Source organism: Acidovorax sp. NB1 (assembly GCF_005405905.1).
In the GTDB taxonomy this organism is placed as follows: Bacteria; Pseudomonadota; Gammaproteobacteria; order Burkholderiales; family Burkholderiaceae_C; genus Acidovorax.
Genome location: NZ_BJHU01000005.1, coordinates 314763 through 333866, shown reverse-complemented (window position 1 = coordinate 333866; position 19104 = coordinate 314763). Strand labels below are relative to the sequence as shown.

At 66.8% G+C, this 19104-nt stretch carries 14 protein-coding genes and 1 tRNA gene; 9 read left to right on the top strand and 6 right to left on the bottom strand.

What is annotated here, in order from left to right; genetic code table 11:
* The first annotated feature begins 475 nt into the window (after positions 1-475).
* The 6 genes from AvAM_RS26105 to AvAM_RS02780 all read left to right on the top strand — a co-directional run bounded on the left by AvAM_RS26105 (position 476) and on the right by AvAM_RS02780 (position 9967).
* The gene (locus AvAM_RS26105; protein ID WP_375708132.1) at positions 476-766 is read left to right on the top strand and encodes an HD domain-containing phosphohydrolase; all 291 of its coding nucleotides are present in this window, start codon (positions 476-478) and stop codon (positions 764-766) included.
* Positions 767-1021: 255 nt separating this feature from the next.
* Entirely contained in the window at positions 1022-1897 is an 876-nt protein-coding gene (gene imuA / locus AvAM_RS02800; protein ID WP_137745628.1) for a translesion DNA synthesis-associated protein ImuA, read from the top strand.
* Complete coding sequence (locus AvAM_RS02795) at positions 1860-3398, top strand: DNA polymerase Y family protein (protein WP_137745627.1); 1539 nt, start codon at positions 1860-1862, stop codon at positions 3396-3398. The genes imuA and AvAM_RS02795 overlap by 38 nt, the downstream gene beginning before the upstream one ends.
* A gap of 166 nt (positions 3399-3564) precedes the next feature.
* A complete protein-coding gene (locus tag AvAM_RS02790; RefSeq protein WP_137745626.1) occupies positions 3565-6801 on the top strand; it encodes an error-prone DNA polymerase in 3237 nt (1078 codons plus the stop codon).
* Between the two features lie 77 nt (positions 6802-6878).
* A complete protein-coding gene (locus AvAM_RS02785) occupies positions 6879-7796 on the top strand; it encodes a pseudouridine synthase (protein ID WP_137745625.1) in 918 nt (305 codons plus the stop codon).
* A gap of 212 nt (positions 7797-8008) precedes the next feature.
* A complete protein-coding gene (locus AvAM_RS02780) occupies positions 8009-9967 on the top strand; it encodes a Cache 3/Cache 2 fusion domain-containing protein (RefSeq protein WP_283202028.1) in 1959 nt (652 codons plus the stop codon).
* 56 nt (positions 9968-10023) lie between these two features.
* On the opposite strand, the gene AvAM_RS02775 is transcribed toward AvAM_RS02780, so the two are convergent.
* A tRNA-Gly gene (locus tag AvAM_RS02775) sits at positions 10024-10097 on the bottom strand.
* A 244-nt stretch (positions 10098-10341) separates the two neighbouring features.
* On the opposite strand from AvAM_RS02775, the gene AvAM_RS02770 reads away from it, so the two are divergent.
* From AvAM_RS02770 to AvAM_RS02760, 3 genes are all read left to right on the top strand, one after another.
* Positions 10342-11235, top strand: coding sequence for a sulfurtransferase (locus AvAM_RS02770; protein ID WP_137745654.1), 894 nt, complete (start codon positions 10342-10344; stop codon positions 11233-11235).
* A gap of 125 nt (positions 11236-11360) precedes the next feature.
* Entirely contained in the window at positions 11361-12557 is a 1197-nt protein-coding gene (locus tag AvAM_RS02765) for a YeeE/YedE family protein (protein ID WP_249367897.1), read from the top strand.
* A gap of 69 nt (positions 12558-12626) precedes the next feature.
* Positions 12627-12863 carry a hypothetical protein gene (locus AvAM_RS02760; protein WP_137745623.1) on the top strand — a complete coding sequence of 79 codons (237 nt, stop codon included), beginning with the start codon at positions 12627-12629 and terminating at the stop codon, positions 12861-12863.
* A gap of 138 nt (positions 12864-13001) precedes the next feature.
* On the opposite strand, the gene AvAM_RS02755 is transcribed toward AvAM_RS02760, so the two are convergent.
* The 5 genes from AvAM_RS02755 to AvAM_RS02735 form a co-directional block, all read right to left on the bottom strand.
* Entirely contained in the window at positions 13002-14498 is a 1497-nt protein-coding gene (locus AvAM_RS02755; protein ID WP_137745622.1) for an NAD-dependent succinate-semialdehyde dehydrogenase, read from the bottom strand.
* 177 nt (positions 14499-14675) lie between these two features.
* The gene (locus tag AvAM_RS02750) at positions 14676-15494 is read right to left on the bottom strand and encodes an ABC transporter permease (RefSeq protein ID WP_137745621.1); all 819 of its coding nucleotides are present in this window, start codon (positions 15492-15494) and stop codon (positions 14676-14678) included.
* Between the two features lie 41 nt (positions 15495-15535).
* Positions 15536-16798, bottom strand: coding sequence for an ABC transporter permease (locus tag AvAM_RS02745; RefSeq protein WP_137745620.1), 1263 nt, complete (start codon positions 16796-16798; stop codon positions 15536-15538).
* Positions 16799-16857: 59 nt separating this feature from the next.
* Positions 16858-17892: an ABC transporter substrate-binding protein gene (locus AvAM_RS02740; protein WP_137745619.1), complete on the bottom strand. Its 1035-nt coding sequence runs from the start codon at positions 17890-17892 to the stop codon at positions 16858-16860.
* A 106-nt stretch (positions 17893-17998) separates the two neighbouring features.
* Complete coding sequence (locus AvAM_RS02735) at positions 17999-19096, bottom strand: ABC transporter ATP-binding protein (protein WP_137745652.1); 1098 nt, start codon at positions 19094-19096, stop codon at positions 17999-18001.
* Between the last annotated feature and the right edge of the window lie 8 nt (positions 19097-19104).

The following is a 19104-nucleotide window of genomic DNA, read 5'->3' as shown; positions in this document are numbered from 1 at the left end:
AAGCAGCGACAGCGGCGATGGAGAGGAAACGTGCGGTGTTGTTCATGATGAAAATCCTTGAAGTTAAAAAGCGTCTCAAAAAAGCCGGGCCAAAAAACCATTCCTGAACCGGGTTCGGTGAGTCGCCTTGCGGGTTCGGCTCATCGATGGGTTGAACTGTACGCCGATGGTGTTCAGAGAAAAACCACCGGGTCGCGAACTAACTGTTCCAGTATTGGAAACAATGAATGCGGAACTTTTCAGGGTTTACCCAAACCTGACTGCCCAAAGAGGAAAAAAAACTGCCTTTGGCTGTCAGTTTTCCATGGAAACCCTGATGTGAATTTGGGACGATCCTATTGGTAGTCTGCTGCTGGGGCCTTCGCTTGCGCCCACCTGCTGACGCCATTGCGCCCCTTGACCCAGTCTGGAGCGATCCTGACCACAAGGTGGTGGGTTGGCGCGTAAGCACCTTGTGACGCACCCCTCCACGGCCATGATGATCCGTGACACCAAGGCTGCCGAGGTGGCCGTGCTGGAGCACCATGAGCGCTTGGATGGCAGCGGCTATCCGCGTGGACTGGCCAGTGCTGACATCACCCCCATGGGCCCCATCCTGCTGCTGGCAGAGGCCTTTGCGTATTGGGACCAGCTCAAGGTCACCTTGTCCCCTGGTACCGCCAAGGCCCTGGCAGACAGCGCCTTTGCATTCGCCGACTCCTGCTTGCTGGCCTTGCAGAAGGCCTTGATTGATGCAAGTCCCCACACGACCCCAGCACCGGGGTAAGTTGCTGTCGCAGTTGCAGGGCGATGCCATCGCAATGGCCGAATAGTGCGAATTGGTGCTGCGGCGGTGTTGAGAGCTTGAACGGGCCCTAAAACTACCCAGGCCAGAGAGTTTGCGGGCGCCTCGTTCTTGTCTGCAGACACCCCCAAGCTTATACCCCCTTGACCCCTGGAGCCTTCCCCCGGATGGCTCGCCACACTTCAAAATACTGGTTATATTTACAGTATTCTTGGTCTTTGAAGCTTCTTTCCCGCCATGCCTGCGCCCAGCCTGTCCTTGCGGATTGCGCCCGATCTGCCTTCTTCCGTGCCCGGTGTCTGGCATGCGGATGCGCTGGGTGCGGGCCCGCAGGCGGCCCAGCCCACGGGGTATGCGTTGCTGGATGCCCAACTGCCCGGCGGGGGCTGGCCGGTAGGGGCTTTGTGCGAGGTGCTGCAGCCCCTGGCGGGGTTGCATGAATGGCAGCTGGTGCTGCCCGCGCTGGCCCAGGCCACAGCCCGTCGCGCAGGGGCCGTGGTGGCGGTGGCACCCCCCTGCGAGCCCTTTGGCCCGGCGCTGAAGGCGCAGGGGCTGCCGCCCGAGCGGCTGTGTGTGGTGCGCGCCGGCAGTGCCCGCGCTGCATTCTGGGCGGCTGAACAGGCGCTGCGCTGCCACGGTGTGCTGGCCGTCATGGCCTGGCTGCCGCAGGCACCTGCCGCAGCCTTGCGCAGATTGCAGCTGGCGGCGGCGCAGCAGCAGCAACTGCTGTGGGTGTTCCGCCCGGCCAGCGCCGCACCGCAGGCATCGCCAGCCCTGCTGCGGCTGCAGGTGCAGCAGGGGCTGGTGCCGTCTGCCGGGGCGTCCACGCCTGTCGCGCCCGGCATGCAGGTGCAGATCCTCAAGCGCCGGGGGCCGCCCCTGGTGCAGGCGTTGCATCTGCCGGGTTGCCACCCCCGGCTGGCGCAGGCCCTGGTGGCGCAGGCCGAGCGCCGCCACGCCGCGCAGATGGTGGCCCGCGCCACGGTGGCGCGCTACAGCCCAGCGGCCCCGGGAGGCCGGACGGCGCAGCCCGTGCAAACTGAACCCGCAACAGCGGGGCTGCAGGGGAGGGGGCATGCACTGGATCGCATTGCCGTTGCCGTGGCGGGATGAGCCCGCAGCCAGCCCGGCCAACACGGGCGCAGGGGCCGCTGCAGGCAGGGGTGTTGACGTGCCAGGCCCCGCTGTGGGCTGGTGGGCCCTGCGTTTTACCCCGCGTGTGGCGCTGGTGGATGGCGATACCGTGCTGCTGGAGGTTTCCTCCACCGAGCGCCTCTGGGGCGGGCGTGGTGCCTTGCTGGCCTTGGTTCTACAGGCCTGGGCTGCAGCTGCGGGGGAGGTGGCAGAACCCGGAGCCACCGGGGAAGTGGGGGCAACACCGCAGCAACCCCCTTGGGGCTGCGGGCCCACCGCGCTGGTGGCGCAGGCCTGGCTGCGCATGGCACTGGCAGGGCATGCACCGCGCGGCCCCCAGGGGCCCGAGGTGCACACCCTGCCTTTGCACACCCTGACTGCCTTGCGCCCGCATGTGGCCAGCCTGGAGCGCATGGGTTGCCGCACCTGGGGAGCCTTGCGCGCGTTGCCGCGTGCCGGACTGGCCCGGCGTCTGGGCGCCGGGGTGCTGCAGGTGCTGGACCAGGCTCTGGGTGATGCCCCCGAGGCCCATGCCTGGCTGGAGCTGCCCGAGCAGTTCACGCTGACCGCCGAATTGCCCGCGCTGGCCATTTCGGCCGACGCCCTGCTGTGGAGCGCCCACCGCTGCCTGACGGCCCTGCAGAGCTGGCTGCAGGCGCGCCAGCAGGGGGCGCTGGCGCTGGAGCTGGCATGGCGCCACGACCTGCGCCGCATCGACGGGGTGGTGATCGCCCCCACGCAGGCCCTGCAGGTGCGCACCGCCCAGGCCACGCAGGACATGGCACACCTGCGGCGCCTGCTGTCTGAAAATCTGGCCCGCACCACCCTGGCCGCACCGGCCAACCAGATCTCGCTGCGCCTGCTGGAATCGGCCCCGCTGCCGCACCGCAGTGCCAGCTTGCTGCCGCCCGGTAGCCATGGCGGCGGTTGCCTTGGCGGTGCCGACGACCCTGCGCCCCCAGGCGAAGCCCTGCACCAGCTGCTGGAACGCCTGTCCGCCCGCCTGGGGCCCGAGCAGGTGCAGGCCCCGGTGCTGTGGGCCGACCACCGCCCCGAGCACATGCAGCAGTGGCGCCCTGCAGCCGAGGTGCTGGGCCGCCCGCCCGTCCGGCGTTCTGGTGCTGCCAGCACAGGTGGTGCCGAGGTCATGCTGGATGCCAGCCCCGACGCTTTGCTGCTGCCCCCCTGGCTGCTGAACCCGCCCCAGCGGCTGGCCGTGCAGGGCAACCGCCCCTGCCACCACGGTCTGCTGCGCCTGCTGGCCGGGCCGCACCGCTTCGAGGCGGGCTGGTGGTCTGCGGGCAATGGCGAAGCCGACCCCGCACGCCCCGGCACCGGTCTGGCCTTGCGCGACTACTTTGTGGCGCACAACGCGGTGGCGGGCCTGGTATGGGTGTTCCGCGAGCGGCTGGCGCCGCTGCCTGACGGTGCGCAGGGGCTGGCGCGGCCCCCTCGCTGGTTTCTGCACGGTGTGTTTTGAACATGCGCTCAGTGGCTGCGCCGCGTCCCCCCGCTCGCGCAATGCAGTGCGCTGCGGGCAGGAGGACGCCGCCAGCACGGCGGGGCGGCCCTTGTGTGGCGGCTCGCGCACGGGGCGCGCCAGTTTCAAGCCAGATGGGTGGCGCGCAGCGCTATAAATAATGGAGATGACGGCATCCTTGCCGGGCTATGCCGAGCTGCACTGCCTGTCCAACTTCAGCTTTCAGCGCGGGGCATCGCATCCGCACGAGCTGGTCGAGCGCGCCGCCAAGCTGGGCTACCAGGCCCTGGCGCTGACCGATGAATGTTCCGTGGCTGGCGTGGTGCGCGCCTGGAAGGCCGCCCAGTCCACGGGCCTGCACCTCATCGTGGGCAGCGAGTTCCTGTGGGGCGACCTGCGGCTGGTGGCCCTGGCGCGGAACGCCGAGGGCTGGGGCAACCTGTGCGAATTCATCTCGGCCGCGCGCCGTGCAGCGCCCAAGGGCCAGTACCACGTGGGCCCGGCCAGCCCCTGGCACCTGCTGCAGGGGTGCGAGCTGCTGCTGGCGCCTTGCCGCAAACGCTTTGATGCTACTAATTTGGTAGCTATAAGTGCTTATCTGTCGCGCGCAAAGGCCCATTTTGACTCTGATTTTGATGGCCACATCTGGCTGGCAGTCGAGTTGCACCTGGCCCCCGACGACGGCCTGTGGCTGGCCACGCTGCAGCGCGTGGGCGCACAGCTGGGCCTGCCGCTGGTGGCGGCGGGCGACGTGCACATGCACGCCCGTTCGCGCAAGCCGCTGCAGGATGTGATCACCGCTGTGCGCCTGGGCTGCAGTGTTGCCGAGTGCGGGTTTGCGCTGCAGCCCAATGCCGAGCGCCACCTGCGCCAGCGCGTGCGGCTGGCGGGCATCTACCCGCCCGACCTGCTGGCGGCCACGCTCACGGTGGCCGGGCGCTGCACTTTTCAGTTGGACGAGATCAAGTACCAGTACCCGCTGGAGACCGTGCCCAAAGGCATGACCCCCGCCCAGGCGCTGGCCTGGCTGGTGCAGACCGGCGTGGAAGGCGAGTACCCGCAGGGCGCGCCCGACAAAGTGCTGGCACAGATCCGCAAAGAGCTGGAGCTGATCGCGCACTGCCAGTACGAGATGTACTTCCTCACCGTGCACGACATCGTGCGCTATGCCCGCAGCCAGAAGATCCTGTGCCAGGGGCGCGGCTCTGCCGCCAACTCGGTGGTCTGCTACATGCTGGGTATCACGGCCGTGCCGCCCGAGAACACCCACCTGCTGTTCGAACGCTTCATCAGCAAGGAACGCAAGGAGCCGCCCGACATCGACGTGGACTTCGAGCACGACCGGCGCGAGGAAGTCATCCAGTACATCTACGACAAATACGGCCGCGACCGCGCCGCCATTGCCGCCGTCGTCACCAGCTACCGCACGCGCAGCGCCCTGCGCGACGTGGGCAAGGCCCTGGGCGTGGCGCCCGCGCTGGTCGATGCGTTTGCCAAGGACCACCACTGGTTTGACGAAACCTTCGCTGCCGACCGCCTGCAGGAGCTGGCGCAGGCCGTCGGCGCCGCGCTGCACCCGCACACCGCCACGCTGTGGCTGGAGCTGGCGGCCGACCTCCAGGGTTTTCCGCGCCACCTCAGCCAGCATGTGGGCGGCTTCGTGCTCACCCAGGGCAAGCTCACGCGGCTGGTGCCAGTTGAGCCCGCGAGCATGGACAACCGCTCCGTCATCCAGTGGGACAAGGGCGACCTCGATGACATGGGCCTGCTCAAAGTGGACGTGCTGGCCCTGGGCATGCTCAGCGCGCTGCGCCGCTGCCTGCAGCTGCGTGCCGTGCTGCGCGGCGAGCACTGGGGCCTCAAGGACATCCCGCACGAAGACCCCGCCACCTACGACATGATCTGTGCCGCCGACACCGTGGGCGTGTTCCAGATCGAAAGCCGCGCCCAGATGAGCATGCTGCCGCGCCTGCGCCCGCGCACGTTCTACGACCTGGTGGTCGAGGTTGCCATCGTGCGGCCCGGGCCCATCCAGGGCGGCATGGTGCACCCGTACCTCAAAGCGCGTGATCGCAGGCAGCAGGGCCTGCCGCTGGAGCTGGAAAAGCCCGAACTGGAGGATGCCCTCGAACGCACGCTGGGTGTGCCCATCTTCCAGGAACAGGTCATGCAGATCGCCATGATCGCCGCCGGGTTCACGCCCGGCATGGCGGATGAACTGCGCCGCTCCATGGCCGCCTGGAAGCGCAAAGGCGGCGTGCACCGTTTCGAACGACCTCTGATTGGCGGCATGGAGGCGCGCGGCTACCGCACTGAATTTGCCCAGGCCATCTTCCAGCAGATGCTCGGTTTTGGCGAATACGGCTTTCCTGAAAGCCACGCCCACAGCTTTGCCCTGCTGGCCTACGCCAGCAGCTGGCTCAAGTGCCACGAGCCCGCGTGTTTTCTGGCCGCGCTGCTCAACTCGCTGCCCATGGGGTTCTACACCGCATCCCAGCTGGTTCAGGACGCGCGCCGCCACGGCGTGCGCGTGTTGCCCATCGATGTGAGCCACAGCGACGTGGATTGCACCCTCGAAGGCCCCCCCGAGCTGCTGCGGCCCCACAAAGGTCTGCCAGCACCATCCCAACCACAGCCCGCAGTGCGCCTGGGGCTGCGCCTGGTGGCCAGCCTGTCGCAAGAGGCCGCCAAGCGCCTCGTGCAGGTGCGCAGCCAGGGCCCCGCCTGGGCCAGTGCCGAAGACCTGGCCTTGCGCACCCCACTGAGCCAGCAGGACATGCAGGCCCTGGCCGCCGCCGATGCGCTGGCCAGTCTCTCAGGCCACCGGCGCCAGCAAATGTGGGACGCAGCCGCCCAGCACAGCGCCCCGGCCCTGCTGCGCGAGGTGCCCGTGCTGGAGGCCCCGCTGACGCTGCCAGCCGCCCCCGAGGGCGAAGAGATCCTGTTCGACTACGCCGCCACCGGCCTCACCCTGCGCCGCCACCCCCTGGCCCTGCTGCGCCCCCGCCTGGCCCGCTGGCGCCTGCAGACCGCGCTGCAGCTGGTGGCCACGCCCCACGGCCGCCATGTGCGCGCCTGCGGCATCGTCACCGTGCGCCAGCGCCCCGGCACCGCCAAGGGCACCATGTTCGTCACCCTCGAAGACGAAACCGGCCCCGTCAACGTCATCGTCTGGCCCGCCATGGTGGACCGCTGGCGCAATGCCCTGCTCAGATCCCAACTGCTGGCCGTGGAAGGCCTGTGGCAGTGCAGCGTGCCCGAGGGCGGCAGCGCGCATTCCACCGCGCCCGGCCAGGCCACCCCGGCCGTGGTGCGCCACCTGGTGGCCCAGCGCTTCAAGGACCTGACCCCACTGCTGGGCCGCATGGCGCAGGCGCTGCAGGGCAGCCGGGATTTTCATTGAGGGGTGCCTCGGTGGCGATGGAGTCTGCTAGCCATGTACCTATCGATGCAGCCAGCGCACCCTAAAATCCCCGCGCCATGCACAACCCCCACCACCCCCATGTCCTGCCCGTGCGCGATGGCGTGAGCCCCAGTTGTGTGGTGTTGCCCCCGCGCGGGCAGGGCAGCATGCTGGACTTTCTGGCCCAGCGGCTGTCGGTGGTGGCCCGCGATGAATGGCGCCAGCGCATGCTGGCAGGCGACGTGGTGGACGAGCGCGGCCAGCTGGTGGGGCCCGAGCGGCCGTTTGAAGGTGGCCTGCGCCTGTACTACTACCGCAGCCTGCCAGCAGAGCCCGCGCTGCCTTTCAGTGAGGTGGTGCTGTACCAGGATGAGCACCTGGTGGTGGCCGACAAGCCGCACTTCATGCCGGTGACCCCCTCGGGCCGGTATTTGCACAACACGCTGCTGGTGCGGCTCAAGCGCCAGCTGGGCTTGCCCGAGCTGTCACCGCTGCACCGCATTGACCGCGATACGGCCGGGCTGGTGATGTTGTCGGTGCAGCAGCGCACGCGTGGTGCCTACCAAGCCTTGTTCCGCGACCGGCAGATCACCAAGCATTACGACGCGATTGCGCCCTGGCGTGCGGATGTGGCTTTTCCTCGCGACCATGCCAGCCGCCTGGAAGAAAGCCCGCAGTTCTTTCGCATGCAGGAAGTACCCGGCGAGCCCAACAGCCACACCCACATGCAGGTGCTGGAGGTGGCAGGTGGCTGGGCGCGCTATCGCCTGTCGCCGATTACCGGCAAGCGGCACCAGCTGCGCGTGCACATGGCGGCCCTGGGGCTGCCGCTGCGCAACGACCCGTTCTACCCCATCGTCAATGACCCGCCCGAAGGCGACTATTCGCGGCCCCTGCAGCTTTTGGCGCAGTCACTGGCGTTTGTGGACCCGGTCACGGGGGCGCAGCGGGTGTTTGAGAGCAGGCAGTCCCTGCACTTGCCCGTGGGTGTTTAGGTTCTCTTCACGCATTCGCAGGTGCTACGGCACGGGCGCGTGTGCCGGGCATTGGTGATTTTTGCAAGGGTTTTCCCTAGGTTTTGACAGGCCATTGCCGACAGCGCCGTTTGCATTAGTCGATGAATCGGGTACTTTGTCTGCCTCATATGCACGCCGTTGCATAAATCACAGAAAAGCACCAGATGATTTCGTCAAACACCCGCCATTCAGTGGCATTCAAATTGTCGGCAACCGCCTTGTTCAGCCTGTTGGTGGTCTTGCTGGCCACCATGGGCATCGTCAGCGGCCTGCTCTGGAATGACTTTGGCCGCCTCTCGCGGGACGATGCCAAGCAGTACGCCGCCCAGGTGCGCATGCTGGTGCAGACCTTTGACGACACCGCGCAAGAGCAGGCCAAGCGGGACTTCACCCTGTTCAAGGCGAATTTCCCCGGCCAGTTTTCGGTGGCCGAGGCGCCCGGGGCCGACGGCAAACCAGAGGCCGTGCTGTCGTTCCAGGGCGCGGCCGTCAATGGCGATTTCGAGGTGGTGGACCGCTTTTCCAAGGACAGCATGGGCGCGGTGGCGACCATTTTTGCGCGCACGGGGGATGACTTCATCCGCGTGACCACCTCGCTCAAGAAGCAGGATGGCGAGCGCGCTTACAAGACCCTGCTGGACCGTAAGCACCCCGCCTATGCCCTGATGAACGAGGGCAAGACCTACATTGGCCGCGCCAGCCTGTTTGGCCGCGAGTACATGACCGTGTACGAGCCTATCCGCGAGGGCAATCGCACCATCGGCATTCTGTTCATCGGCTCAGACATGGGCACCATCCTGGGCAAGCTCGACACGGTGATGGCGGGGCAGAAGCTGTTTGCGACCGGGGCGGTCTATGCGGTCAACCTCTCGGCGGGCCCTGCGCGGGGCAGCATTTTTGGCCTGCCGGGCGCGGGCAAGCCCCTCAAGTTGGACGAAAAGGACGAGCAGGCCAAGGCCTGGATGGCGTCGTTGGCGGCAGTGGGGCAGGCGGGAGATCTGGAGTCGGACTGGTCGCCGCGCCGCAGTGGCGAAGGCGACCGCGCCACGCGCTACCTGGCGGTGGAGCACTACAAGCCCTGGAACTGGGCCATCGTGGCCGAAGCGCCCCTGACCGAAATGATGAGCGAGGCCCGCAATGTGCTGGCCTGGCTGTGGCTGGGGGTGGTGGTGGCCCTGGCCCTGCTGACGGTGGTGCTGGTGCTGGCCACCCGCCGCCTGGTAGGCGCGCCCGTGCAGCAGCTGAGCACCGCGCTTGCCTACCTGGCGCAGGGCGATCTCACGCATGCGGTGTCGGTGCGGTCCCGCGACGAAATCGGCACGCTGGCCCAGGCGATGGAGGGCTTTCGTGCCCGCCTGGTGGACAGCCTGGGCACCGTGCGCACCAGCGCCGACAGTGTGTCGGCCGCCAGCACTGAAATCGCCCAAGGCAACCAGGACCTCTCGGGCCGCACCGAGAACCAGGCGAGCGCGCTGGAGCAGACGGCCGCAAGCATGGAGCAGCTGGGTGCCACCATCCGCCACAACGCCGACAGCGCCAGCCAGGCTAACCAGCTGGCAGTGGACGCCAGCCGCGTGGCGCAACAGGGTGGGGAGGTGGTGTCCAAGGTGGTCAGCACCATGCAGAACATCAACAGCAGCAGCCAGAAGATCGCCGACATCATCGGTGTGATCGACGGCATTGCGTTCCAGACCAACATCCTCGCGCTGAACGCGGCCGTGGAGGCCGCCCGTGCGGGTGAGCAGGGCCGTGGCTTTGCGGTGGTGGCGGCAGAAGTGCGCAACCTGGCCCAGCGCACCGCCGCCGAGGCCAAGGCCATCAAGGAGCTGATTGGCGCGAGCAGCGCGATGGTGCAGCAAGGCTCGGTGCTGGCCGACCAGGCTGGCACCACCATGCAGGAGGTGGTCAGTTCCATCCAGCGCGTGGCCGACATGGTTTCCGAAATCAGCGCCGCAAGCAACGAACAGACCGCAGGCGTGGGCCAGGTCGGTGAGGCCGTCACCCAGCTCGATCAGACCACGCAGCAGAACGCCGCCCTGGTGGAAGAAATGGCCGCCGCCGCCAGCAGCCTGCGCACGCAGGCGCAGCAGATGGTGGAGGCGATTGCGCGGTTCAATCTGGGGCAGGATGCGACATCCATTCGGGGCTGAGCGCGTCCACCCATGAAAAAACCCGCCAAGCTGTGAAGCTTGGCGGGTTTTGCATTTGGAGCGGGTGAAGGGAATCGAACCCTCGTATGAAGCTTGGGAAGCTGCCGTTCTACCATTGAACTACACCCGCGAAGCCACGGATTATAGGCAGCATCTGCCCGCCGTCCTGAAAGCGCTTTTTGCAAGCATGCAAAACGCATATCCATAGCCGATCTTGTTGGTTGGGCGCAGGGTCTTAGGGGCCTAAATTCCTTTCACCTGCCATGCGGTGCAGGCACTCCACACACACGGAAAGGAAGCCGATGACCACGCAGTACCGTTCTTCAACTCAAGCTCCCTGGCGCCAGTGGCTGCGCGCCTGCATCGCGGGTGGCATGGTGCTGTTCAGCGGCTCGCTGCTGGCCGCCACCCCCATCCCCGCAGGCCCCCTGGTCACCACCGAATGGCTCGCGCAAAACCTCGATAACCAGCAGGTCCGCATCGTCGAAGTAAGCGTGAACCCGGGCCTGTATGAGCGGGGCCACGTACCCGGCGCCGTCAACTTTTCATGGCACCAGGATCTGAACGACCGGGTGCGGCGCGACATCGTGGGCAAGGAAGCATTTGAGGCGCTGTTGTCCAAGGCCGGTGTGTCGCAGGACACCACGGTGGTGCTGTATGGCGACACCAACAACTGGTTTGCCGCCTGGGGCGCGTGGGTGTTTGACATCTACGGCATCAAGAACGTGAAGCTGCTGGACGGCGGCCGCAAGAAGTGGGAGGCCGAGAACCAGCCGTTGAACAACCGCGTGCCCGAGTTTGCAGCCACCAACTACAAGGTGGCCAAGGTGAACACCGAACTGCGGGCCCGCCTGTCAGACGCCCTGGCGGCGGCTGAAGGCAAGAGCAACGCGAAACTGGTGGACATCCGCTCGGCCGATGAATACACGGGCAAGATTTTTGCGCCTGCCGGGGTGCCCGAGCTGAGCATCCGTGCTGGCCATATCCCCGGCGCAGCCAACGTGCCCTGGGGCCAGGCGGTCAAGGAAGATGGCACCTTCAAGTCGGCCGAAGACCTGAAGAAGCTCTACGCCAGTGCGGGTGTGGATGGCAGCAAGCCTGTCATTACGTACTGCCGCATTGGCGAGCGCTCCAGCCACACCTGGTTTGCGCTGTCCAAGATCCTGGGCTACAGCGTGAAGAACTACGACGGCTCGTGGACGGAATACGGCAACGCGGTGGGCGTGCCCATCACCAACCCGGCGGGCACCATCTGGGCCGCCAAATGATGGGGTTGGCCGACCAGACCTTTTGGGAAGAAGGTGCAATGCAAAACAAAGAGAGTTTTTGATTTTTGGTAGGGGGTCTCTTTTACAGCCCGCTTCGTGCGGGCTTTTTTATGCCTGGGGAATTCATGGCGTTCAAGATCAATTTTTCTCATGCGGGAGCCCTGGCGCTGGTGGTGGCACTGGGGGGGGCAGCCCACGCGGTGCAGGTTCTGCCGGGCGGACGCACGCTGGCGTTTGCTTTGGCCACGGGCGCGGTGCTGGGGCTGGTGCTGCAGCGCTCGCGCTTTTGTTTTTATTGCCACGCGCGCGACTGGTTTGAAGAGGGCAACCCGCGCGGACTGCTGGCCATCGTGCTGGCGCTGGCCGTGGGTGTAGTGGGCTACACCGTGGTGCTGGGCAGTTGGCTGCCTGTGCCCCAGCCTGGCAAGCTGCCGCCCGACATGCACATCGGCCCCGTGAGCTGGGTGTTGGTGGTGGCGGGGCTGTCGTTTGGTGCGGGCATGGTGGTGTCGGGCTCGTGCATCAGCGCGCACTGGTACCGGCTGGCTGAGGGCTCGGCGGTGTCGCCGTTTGCGCTGGTCGGGTCGGCCCTGGGTTTTGTGCTGGGCTTCAAAACCTGGAACCCCTTGTACAGCTTGAGTGTGGCCGATGCCCCCGTGGTGTGGCTGCCCGCACACCTGGGGTATGGCGGGGCGCTGCTGGTGCAACTGGGCGGGCTGGCGCTGGTGGCGGCCTGGCTGTGGCGCGGATTTGCACGCGAGGCGGCTGCTGAACCGGTGCCAGGGGGCGCGGTGCCCAGCCTGGGCGGCGTGTGGCGCGACCTGTGGGCAGGGCGCTGGCCCTACTGGGTAGGGGGCCTGGCCGTGGGGCTGATCGGCGCCTTTGCCATTGTGCGCATGCGGCCGCTGGGGGTGACGGCCACGCTGGGCAGCGCCGCGCGCCAGTGGGCGCAAGGGCAGGGCTGGATTCCCGATCGGCTGGAAGGTTTGGACGGCTTTGCCGGTTGCGCCACCGCGCCACAGTCCACCTGGTTCACACCCAATGCCTTGCTGCTGGCAGGCCTGGTGGCGGGGGCGTTTGTCGCGGCCCTGGCCAGCCGCCAGTGTGTGCTGCGCTGGCCTACCTGGCGCGATGCCGCGCGGGGCTTGGCAGGCGGCGTGCTGCTGGGCTGGGGCGCGATGACGGGGTTGGGCTGCACCATCGGCACGCTGCTGTCCGGCGGCATGGCGGGGGCACTGTCGGGCTGGGTGTTTGGAGCGGCAGTGTTTGCGGCCGTGTGGGCGGGGCTGCGGCTGAAGCGGCTGTGGCCCGCCGGGCGCTGAGGGGGCAGGCAGAGGGTCGTCCGATACACTGCGGCCCGCATGGATACGCACACGACAACGAGACCCCTCATGGCCTGCTTCTGGATGGCGGTGATGGCCGCAGGCCTGGGCGGCTGCGCCTATTCGCCGCCCGCGCCTTTCATCGTTGTGGGCAACGACAAGGTGGTGTCCATCAACTGGGAAAACTCCACGCTGGGCCCGGATGGCGCCCAGCAGGCGGCTGACAAACACTGTGCGCGGTATGGCCTGCAGGCGGAGCTGGCTGTGCAGGTCAGCCGGTTTGAAGCGGCCTACCGCTGCGTGTAGGTGCGCAGCGGTGTGGGGTGACCAAAAGTTTGAGCTTTTTTAGCCTTTTCCGCGCGCCCCATCTGTGTAAGTAGCTATAAAAATAGTAGCTATTGGGGCAGTGGCGGCGCGCGGTGAGCAGGGCGGAGAAGGGCAGGGCTACTGGCCGCTCTGGATGTCCCCCAGGCACAGGTACTTGATCTCCACATAGTCGTCCATGCCGTAGTGCGAGCCCTCGCGGCCCAGGCCGGACTGCTTGACGCCGCCAAAAGGCACGTGCTCGGTGGCCAGGATACCTACGTTGGCGCCGACCATGCCGTATTCCAGCGCTTCGGTCACGCGGAAAATGCGGCCCACGTCGCGGCTGTAGAAGTAACTGGCCAGGCCAAACTCAGTGTTGTTGGCCGCATCGATGGCTTCTTGCTCGGTCTTGAACTTGAACACCGGGGCGAATGGGCCGAAGGTTTCTTCGCGCGCACAGAGCATGTCGGCCGTGGCGTTGGCGACCACCGTGGGTTCAAAGAACTGGCCCGAGCCCAGGGCGGTGAGGCGCTGGCCGCCCGCCACCACCTGGCCGCCCTTGGCCAGAGCATCGTCCACATGGCGCTGCACCTTGGTCAGCGCGGCTTCCTCGATCAGCGGGCCCTGGTTCACGCCGGCCTCAAATCCGTTGCCCACCTTGGCCGTTTTGACCTTGGCGGCGAATTTGGCCACGAACTCGTCGTACACGCCTTCCTGTACGTAAAAGCGGTTGGTGCACACGCAGGTCTGGCCGGCGTTGCGGTACTTGCTGGCAAAGGCGCCTTCGACGGCGCTGTCGATGTCGGCGTCGTCGAACACGATGAAGGGCGCGTTGCCGCCCAGCTCCAGCGACATCTTCTTGACCGTGGGCGCCGACTGCGCCATCAGGATGCGGCCCACTTCGGTGCTGCCGGTGAAGCTGATGTGGCGCACCACGTCGCTCGCGCACAGCACCTTGCCGATGGCGATGGAGTTGTCGCTGTCGGCGGGCAGGATGTTGAACACGCCGGCAGGAATGCCCGCGCGCAAGGCCAGCTCGGCGGCGGCCAGGGCGGTGAGCGGCGTCAGCTCGGCAGGCTTGATGACCACGGGGCAGCCTGCGGCCAGCGCGGGCGCCACCTTACGCGTGATCATGGCCAGCGGGAAGTTCCACGGCGTGATGGCAGCGCACACGCCGATCGGCTGCTTGAGCACCAGCAGGCGGCGGTTGTTGTCGAACTGCGGCAGGGTCTCGCCGTTGATGCGCTTGGCCTCTTCGGCAAACCACTCCACAAAACTCGCGCCGTAGGCGACTTCGCCCTTGGCTTCGGGCAGGGGCTTGCCCTGCTCCGCAGTCATGATGCGGCCCAGGTCGTCCTGGTTCGCCATCAGCAGGTCAAACCACTTGCGCAGGATGATGCTGCGCTCCTTGGCGGTCTTGGTCTTCCAGGGGCCCCATGCGGCGTTGGCAGCGGCAATGGCGGCCTCTGCGTCCGCTGGGCCCAGGTTGGCCACGTCGGCCAGTTTCAGGCCTGTGGCCGGGTCGTTCACATCAAAGCGGCTGCTGCCTGCGACCCACTGGCCGTTGATGAGGCCGTCGGTCTTGAGCAGGGTGGGGTCGTTCAGCAGGGCGAGGGGGGATGTCTTCATGTCCATGGGATGGCTTCCGGGCGAGGTGAAGGGGGATGGAATGGCTAATGGTGTGGATACGGGGTGCCTGGTCCCGCGCAAGCGGTAACGCTAGGTGCCAAGGGCAAATCAGCAAAGGCTAGCACGCGTTCACGGGGCCTTTGTCACCAATGTGGCACTTGCAACAGGGGTTTGGGGGGACTGCTAGGCGCGCCGCCCCCGCAGCCATTCCAGCGCCAGCAGCAAGCTGGTGGTGAACAGGATCAGCAGCGTGGCCACGGCGGCGATGGTGGGCGAGATGTTTTCGCGGATGCCGTTGAACATCTGGCGCGGCAGGGTGGACTGGTCGGCCCCGGCCAGGAACAGCGTGACCACGACCTCGTCGAACGAGGTGGCAAACGCAAACAGAGCGCCCGAGATCACGCCCGGCGCGATCACCGGCAGCGTGATGCGGAAGAAGGTGTTCAGCGGCGTCTCGCCCAGGCTCAGCGAAGCGCGCACCAGGTTGTGGTTGAAGCCCGCCAGCGTGGCCAGCACGGTGGTCAGCACAAACGGTGCACCCAGCGCGGCATGCACGACGATGAGGCCCAGGTAGCTGTCGGCCAGCCCAAGCGGCGCAAAGTACAGGTAGGTGGCCACGCCTACCACGATGATGGGCACCACCATGGGCGCGATCAGGATGCCCATGAGTAGCCCCTTGAAGCGGAAGTCCGCCCGCGACAACCCCACCGCAGCCAGCGTGCCCAGCACCGTGGCGATCAGCGTGGCCGCAGGCGCCACGATGAAGCTGTTGCGCGTGGCGCGCGCCCATTCGGCGGATTCGAACAGGTTCTGGTACCACTTGAGCGACCAGCCGTGGATGGGGTAGGCGAGGAAAGAACTCTCGGAAAACGACAGCGGCACCATCACCAGGATGGGCGCCAGCAAGAAGGCCAGCACGGCCACACACAGCGCGCGCACGGCCCACCAGCCGAGCTTGTCGGCCAGCGTGGCATAGAGGGGGAAGGAGGGAAGGCGGAACATGGTCAGCTGCTTTCTGCGTCAGAAGATGGGTCAACCTGGGGTCAGCCCAGGCTCAACTCGGCCTTGCCAAAGCGCCGGTACACGCCATACAGCACCAGCGTGGCCGCCAGCAGCAGGGCGCCCAGCGCGCAGGCCATGCCCCAGTTCACTTCCACATTGGTGTAGCGGGCGATGTAGTAGCTCAGCATCTGGTCGTCTGCCCCGCCCAGCAGCGCGGGGGTGACGTAGTAGCCGATGGCCAGGATGAAGACCAGCAGCGCGCCTGCGCCAATGCCTGGGTAGGTTTGCGGCACATACACCCGGAAGAACGCGGCCACCGGCGAGCTGCCCAGCGACACCGCCGCGCGCAGGTAGGTGGGCGGCACGCTTTTCATCACGCTGTACAGCGGCAGGATCATGAAGGGCAGCAGGATGTGCACCATGGCAATCACCACGCCCGTGCGGTTGAACAGCAGCGCCAGAGGCTGCTCAATCAGGCCCAGCCCCATCAGCCCCCGGTTGACCAGCCCTTCGGATTGCAGCAGCACGATCCATGCGGCCACGCGCACGAGGATGGAAGTCCAGAACGGCACCAGCACCAGAATCATCAGCACATTGGCCGGACGTGCGGGCAGGGTGGCCAGCCACCAGGCCAGCGGGTAGCCCAGCAGCAGGCACACCAGCGTGACCACCAGGCTGATATGGAAGGTGCGCAGCAAGATGCCGCCAAACGCGCGTTGCTCCTCGGGCATGCGTTCCACGTGGCCCAGCGCATCGCGCTGCAGGTCTACCGAGGCGAGCAGGTAGTCGGGCGTCCAGCGGGCGCCGTTCTTGGCGATGGCCTGCCACAGCGGGGCCTCGGCCCAGCGCGGGTCCTTGTCCAGCATTTGCGCGCGGATGGCCTCGGGCGTGCCCTCCATGGGCAACGCGCGGTACGCGCCCATGATGAGCGAGCGCGCGCCGGGCACTTCGGTGTTGAGCCGCCGCGCCAGCGCCCCGGCGTCCGAGGTGTCGGGCAGGCGGGCCAGGTCTTGCACCAGCGCGGCGTAGGCGGGTGCGCCGGGGGCCTCCTTGCGGTCCCAGCCGTCCAGCGCGCGCATGGTGGCGGGCAGGGCGTTGGCGACTTCGGGGTTCTCTACCGCGCGCTGCAGCAGCGCGGCAATGGGCACCAGCAGCGTGAGCAGCAGGAACACCAGCAGGGGCAAGGTCAGCGCAAAGGCGCGCCATTTGCGGCGCGACTCGGCGCGTGCCAGGGCCTGGCGCAGCGCACCGGGGGGGCTGCCTTCAGGGGCAATGGCGTGGGGGTGGGCCAGGGTGGCTTGCATGCGGGTGTCCTGCTCTCAGCGTTTCACAAGGGCATCTTCAGAGGGGCAATACAGGAGGCTTACTGCGTGGCCCAGGCGGCAAAGCGCTTCTCCAGCGCCTCGCCCTGGTCGGCCCAGAAGCCCACGCTGAACTGCAGCGCCTCCTTGGCGTTGCTGGCCGAGGTGGGCAGGTCGTCCAGCACCTTTTTGTCGAGCGACGCCAGCGCCTTGCTGTTGGCCGGGCCGTAGGCAATGTTCTGCGCGTAGGCCGCTTGCTGCGGCGTTTGCATGGTGAAAGCGATGAACTTCACGGCCGCATCCTTGTTGGGTGTGCCCTTGGGGATGGCCCAGTAGTCCAGGTCGTAGATGCCGCCGGGCCAGTAGATCTTGAGGTTGCGGCCTTCGCGGTTGGCGGCGTCGATGCGGCCGTTGAACACCGTCGTCAGCGCCACATCGCCCGCCACCAGGAACTGGGGCGCCTGGGCACCGGCCTCCCACCACTGGATGCTGGGCTTGAGTTCAGTCAGCTTCTTGAACGCGCGGTCGGCGCCGTCCTTGGTGGCCAGAACCTTGTACACGTCGGCGGGTTTCACGCCGTCGGCCAGCAGGGCGAATTCGAGGTTGTAGCGCGCGCCCTTGCGCATGCCGCGCTTGCCAGGGATCTTCTTGGTGTCCCAGAAGTCGGCCCAGCTGGTGGGCGGGGTCTTGAGCTTGTCGCCGTTGTAGGCCATCACGGTGGACCACACGAAGATGCCCACGGCGCATTCGTGCACGGCGGCGGGCAGCAGGTCGGCCTTGGGCACGATCTTGCTGTAGTCCAGCTTTTCATACAGTCCCTCGTCGCAGCCGCGTGCGGCGTCGGGCGATTCGACCTCCACCACGTCCCAGGTCACCTTCTTGGTCTCGACCATGGCTTTGACCTTGGCCTGCTCGCCGTTGTATTCCACGGCCACGATCTTGGTGCCCTGCTTTTCATAGGGCTCGTAGAACGCCTTTTTCTGCGCGTTGGCATTGGCGCCGCCGAAGTTCACGACAGTGAGTTGCTGCTGCGCAAAGCTGGGCAGGGTGACCAGGCAGGCAGCCAGCGATGCGCAGGCGATGAGGCTCTTTTTCATGGTGCAGATTTCCTTGGGTAGTGGAGGAACGGGGACAGGGAAGTGACTGGGAATTGACAGGGAAAGGGGGCGGGCGGTGAGGGCGCAGCAGGGTTGTGCAACGCCCTCACACGGCGTAGATGCGCGTGGCAGCGGGCGGGAACTCCAGCAGCACCTGGTCGCCCGGCTGCGCATGGCTGGTGCCCAGGGGTGACAAGGCCCGCTTGACCGTGGCTGGCTCCTGGCCGTGGCCCAGCTCGCAGACCAGGCGCAGGTGGTCGCCGTAGTAAATGGTGCGCGCCACAGTGGCCGGGATGGCGTTGGGCCGGGGGTATTCGGACTGCGGGTGCAGCACGATGCGCTCGGGCCGCACGCAGGCCTGCACCCGCGCGCCCACGGGGGCTTGGTTCACGTTGATGCCGGGCAGCAGAAAGCCGCCGGGCATCTGGATGGCCGCGTCGGCCCCCGCACCCTGCAGCGTGCCCGAGAGCACGGTGCTGTCGCCCACAAAACCCGCCACAAAGCGGTTGCTGGGCGTTTCGTACAGGCTCTCCACGTCGGCCAGCTGCTGGATCACGCCTTCGTTGAACACGGCCACGCGGTCGCTCATGGTCAGGGCCTCGCCCTGGTCGTGCGTCACATACACAAAAGTCACGCCTAGCTGGCGGTGCAGCTCTTTCAGCTCGATCTGCATGTGCTCGCGCAGTTGTTTGTCCAGCGCACCCAGGGGCTCGTCCATCAGCACCAGCTGCGGGTTGAACACCAGCGCGCGTGCCAGCGCCACGCGCTGCTGCTGGCCGCCCGAGAGGCGCGCGGGCAGGCGGTCGGCCATGCCAGAGAGGCGCACCATGTCCAGTGCCTTCTTCACGCGTTCGGCCTGCTCGGCCCTGGGCACCTTTCGCACCGTCAGCGGGTAGGCCACGTTCTCGCCCACCGTGAGGTGGGGGAACAGCGCGTAGTTCTGGAACACCATGCCAAAGTTGCGCTTGTGCGGCGGCGTGCGCGTGATCTGCTTGCCATCGAGCAGGATGTCGCCCGCCGTGGGCGATTCGAACCCGGCCAGCATCATCAGCGTGGTGGTCTTGCCCGAGCCCGACGGGCCCAGCAGGCTCAAGAACTCGCCGCGCTGGATGTCCAGATCCAGCGCGCGCACCACGAGCTGCTCGCCGTCGTAGGTCTTTTGCACGCCGGTAAAGCGCACCAGGGGTTCGGCAGGCTGGTTCATGGCGGGCG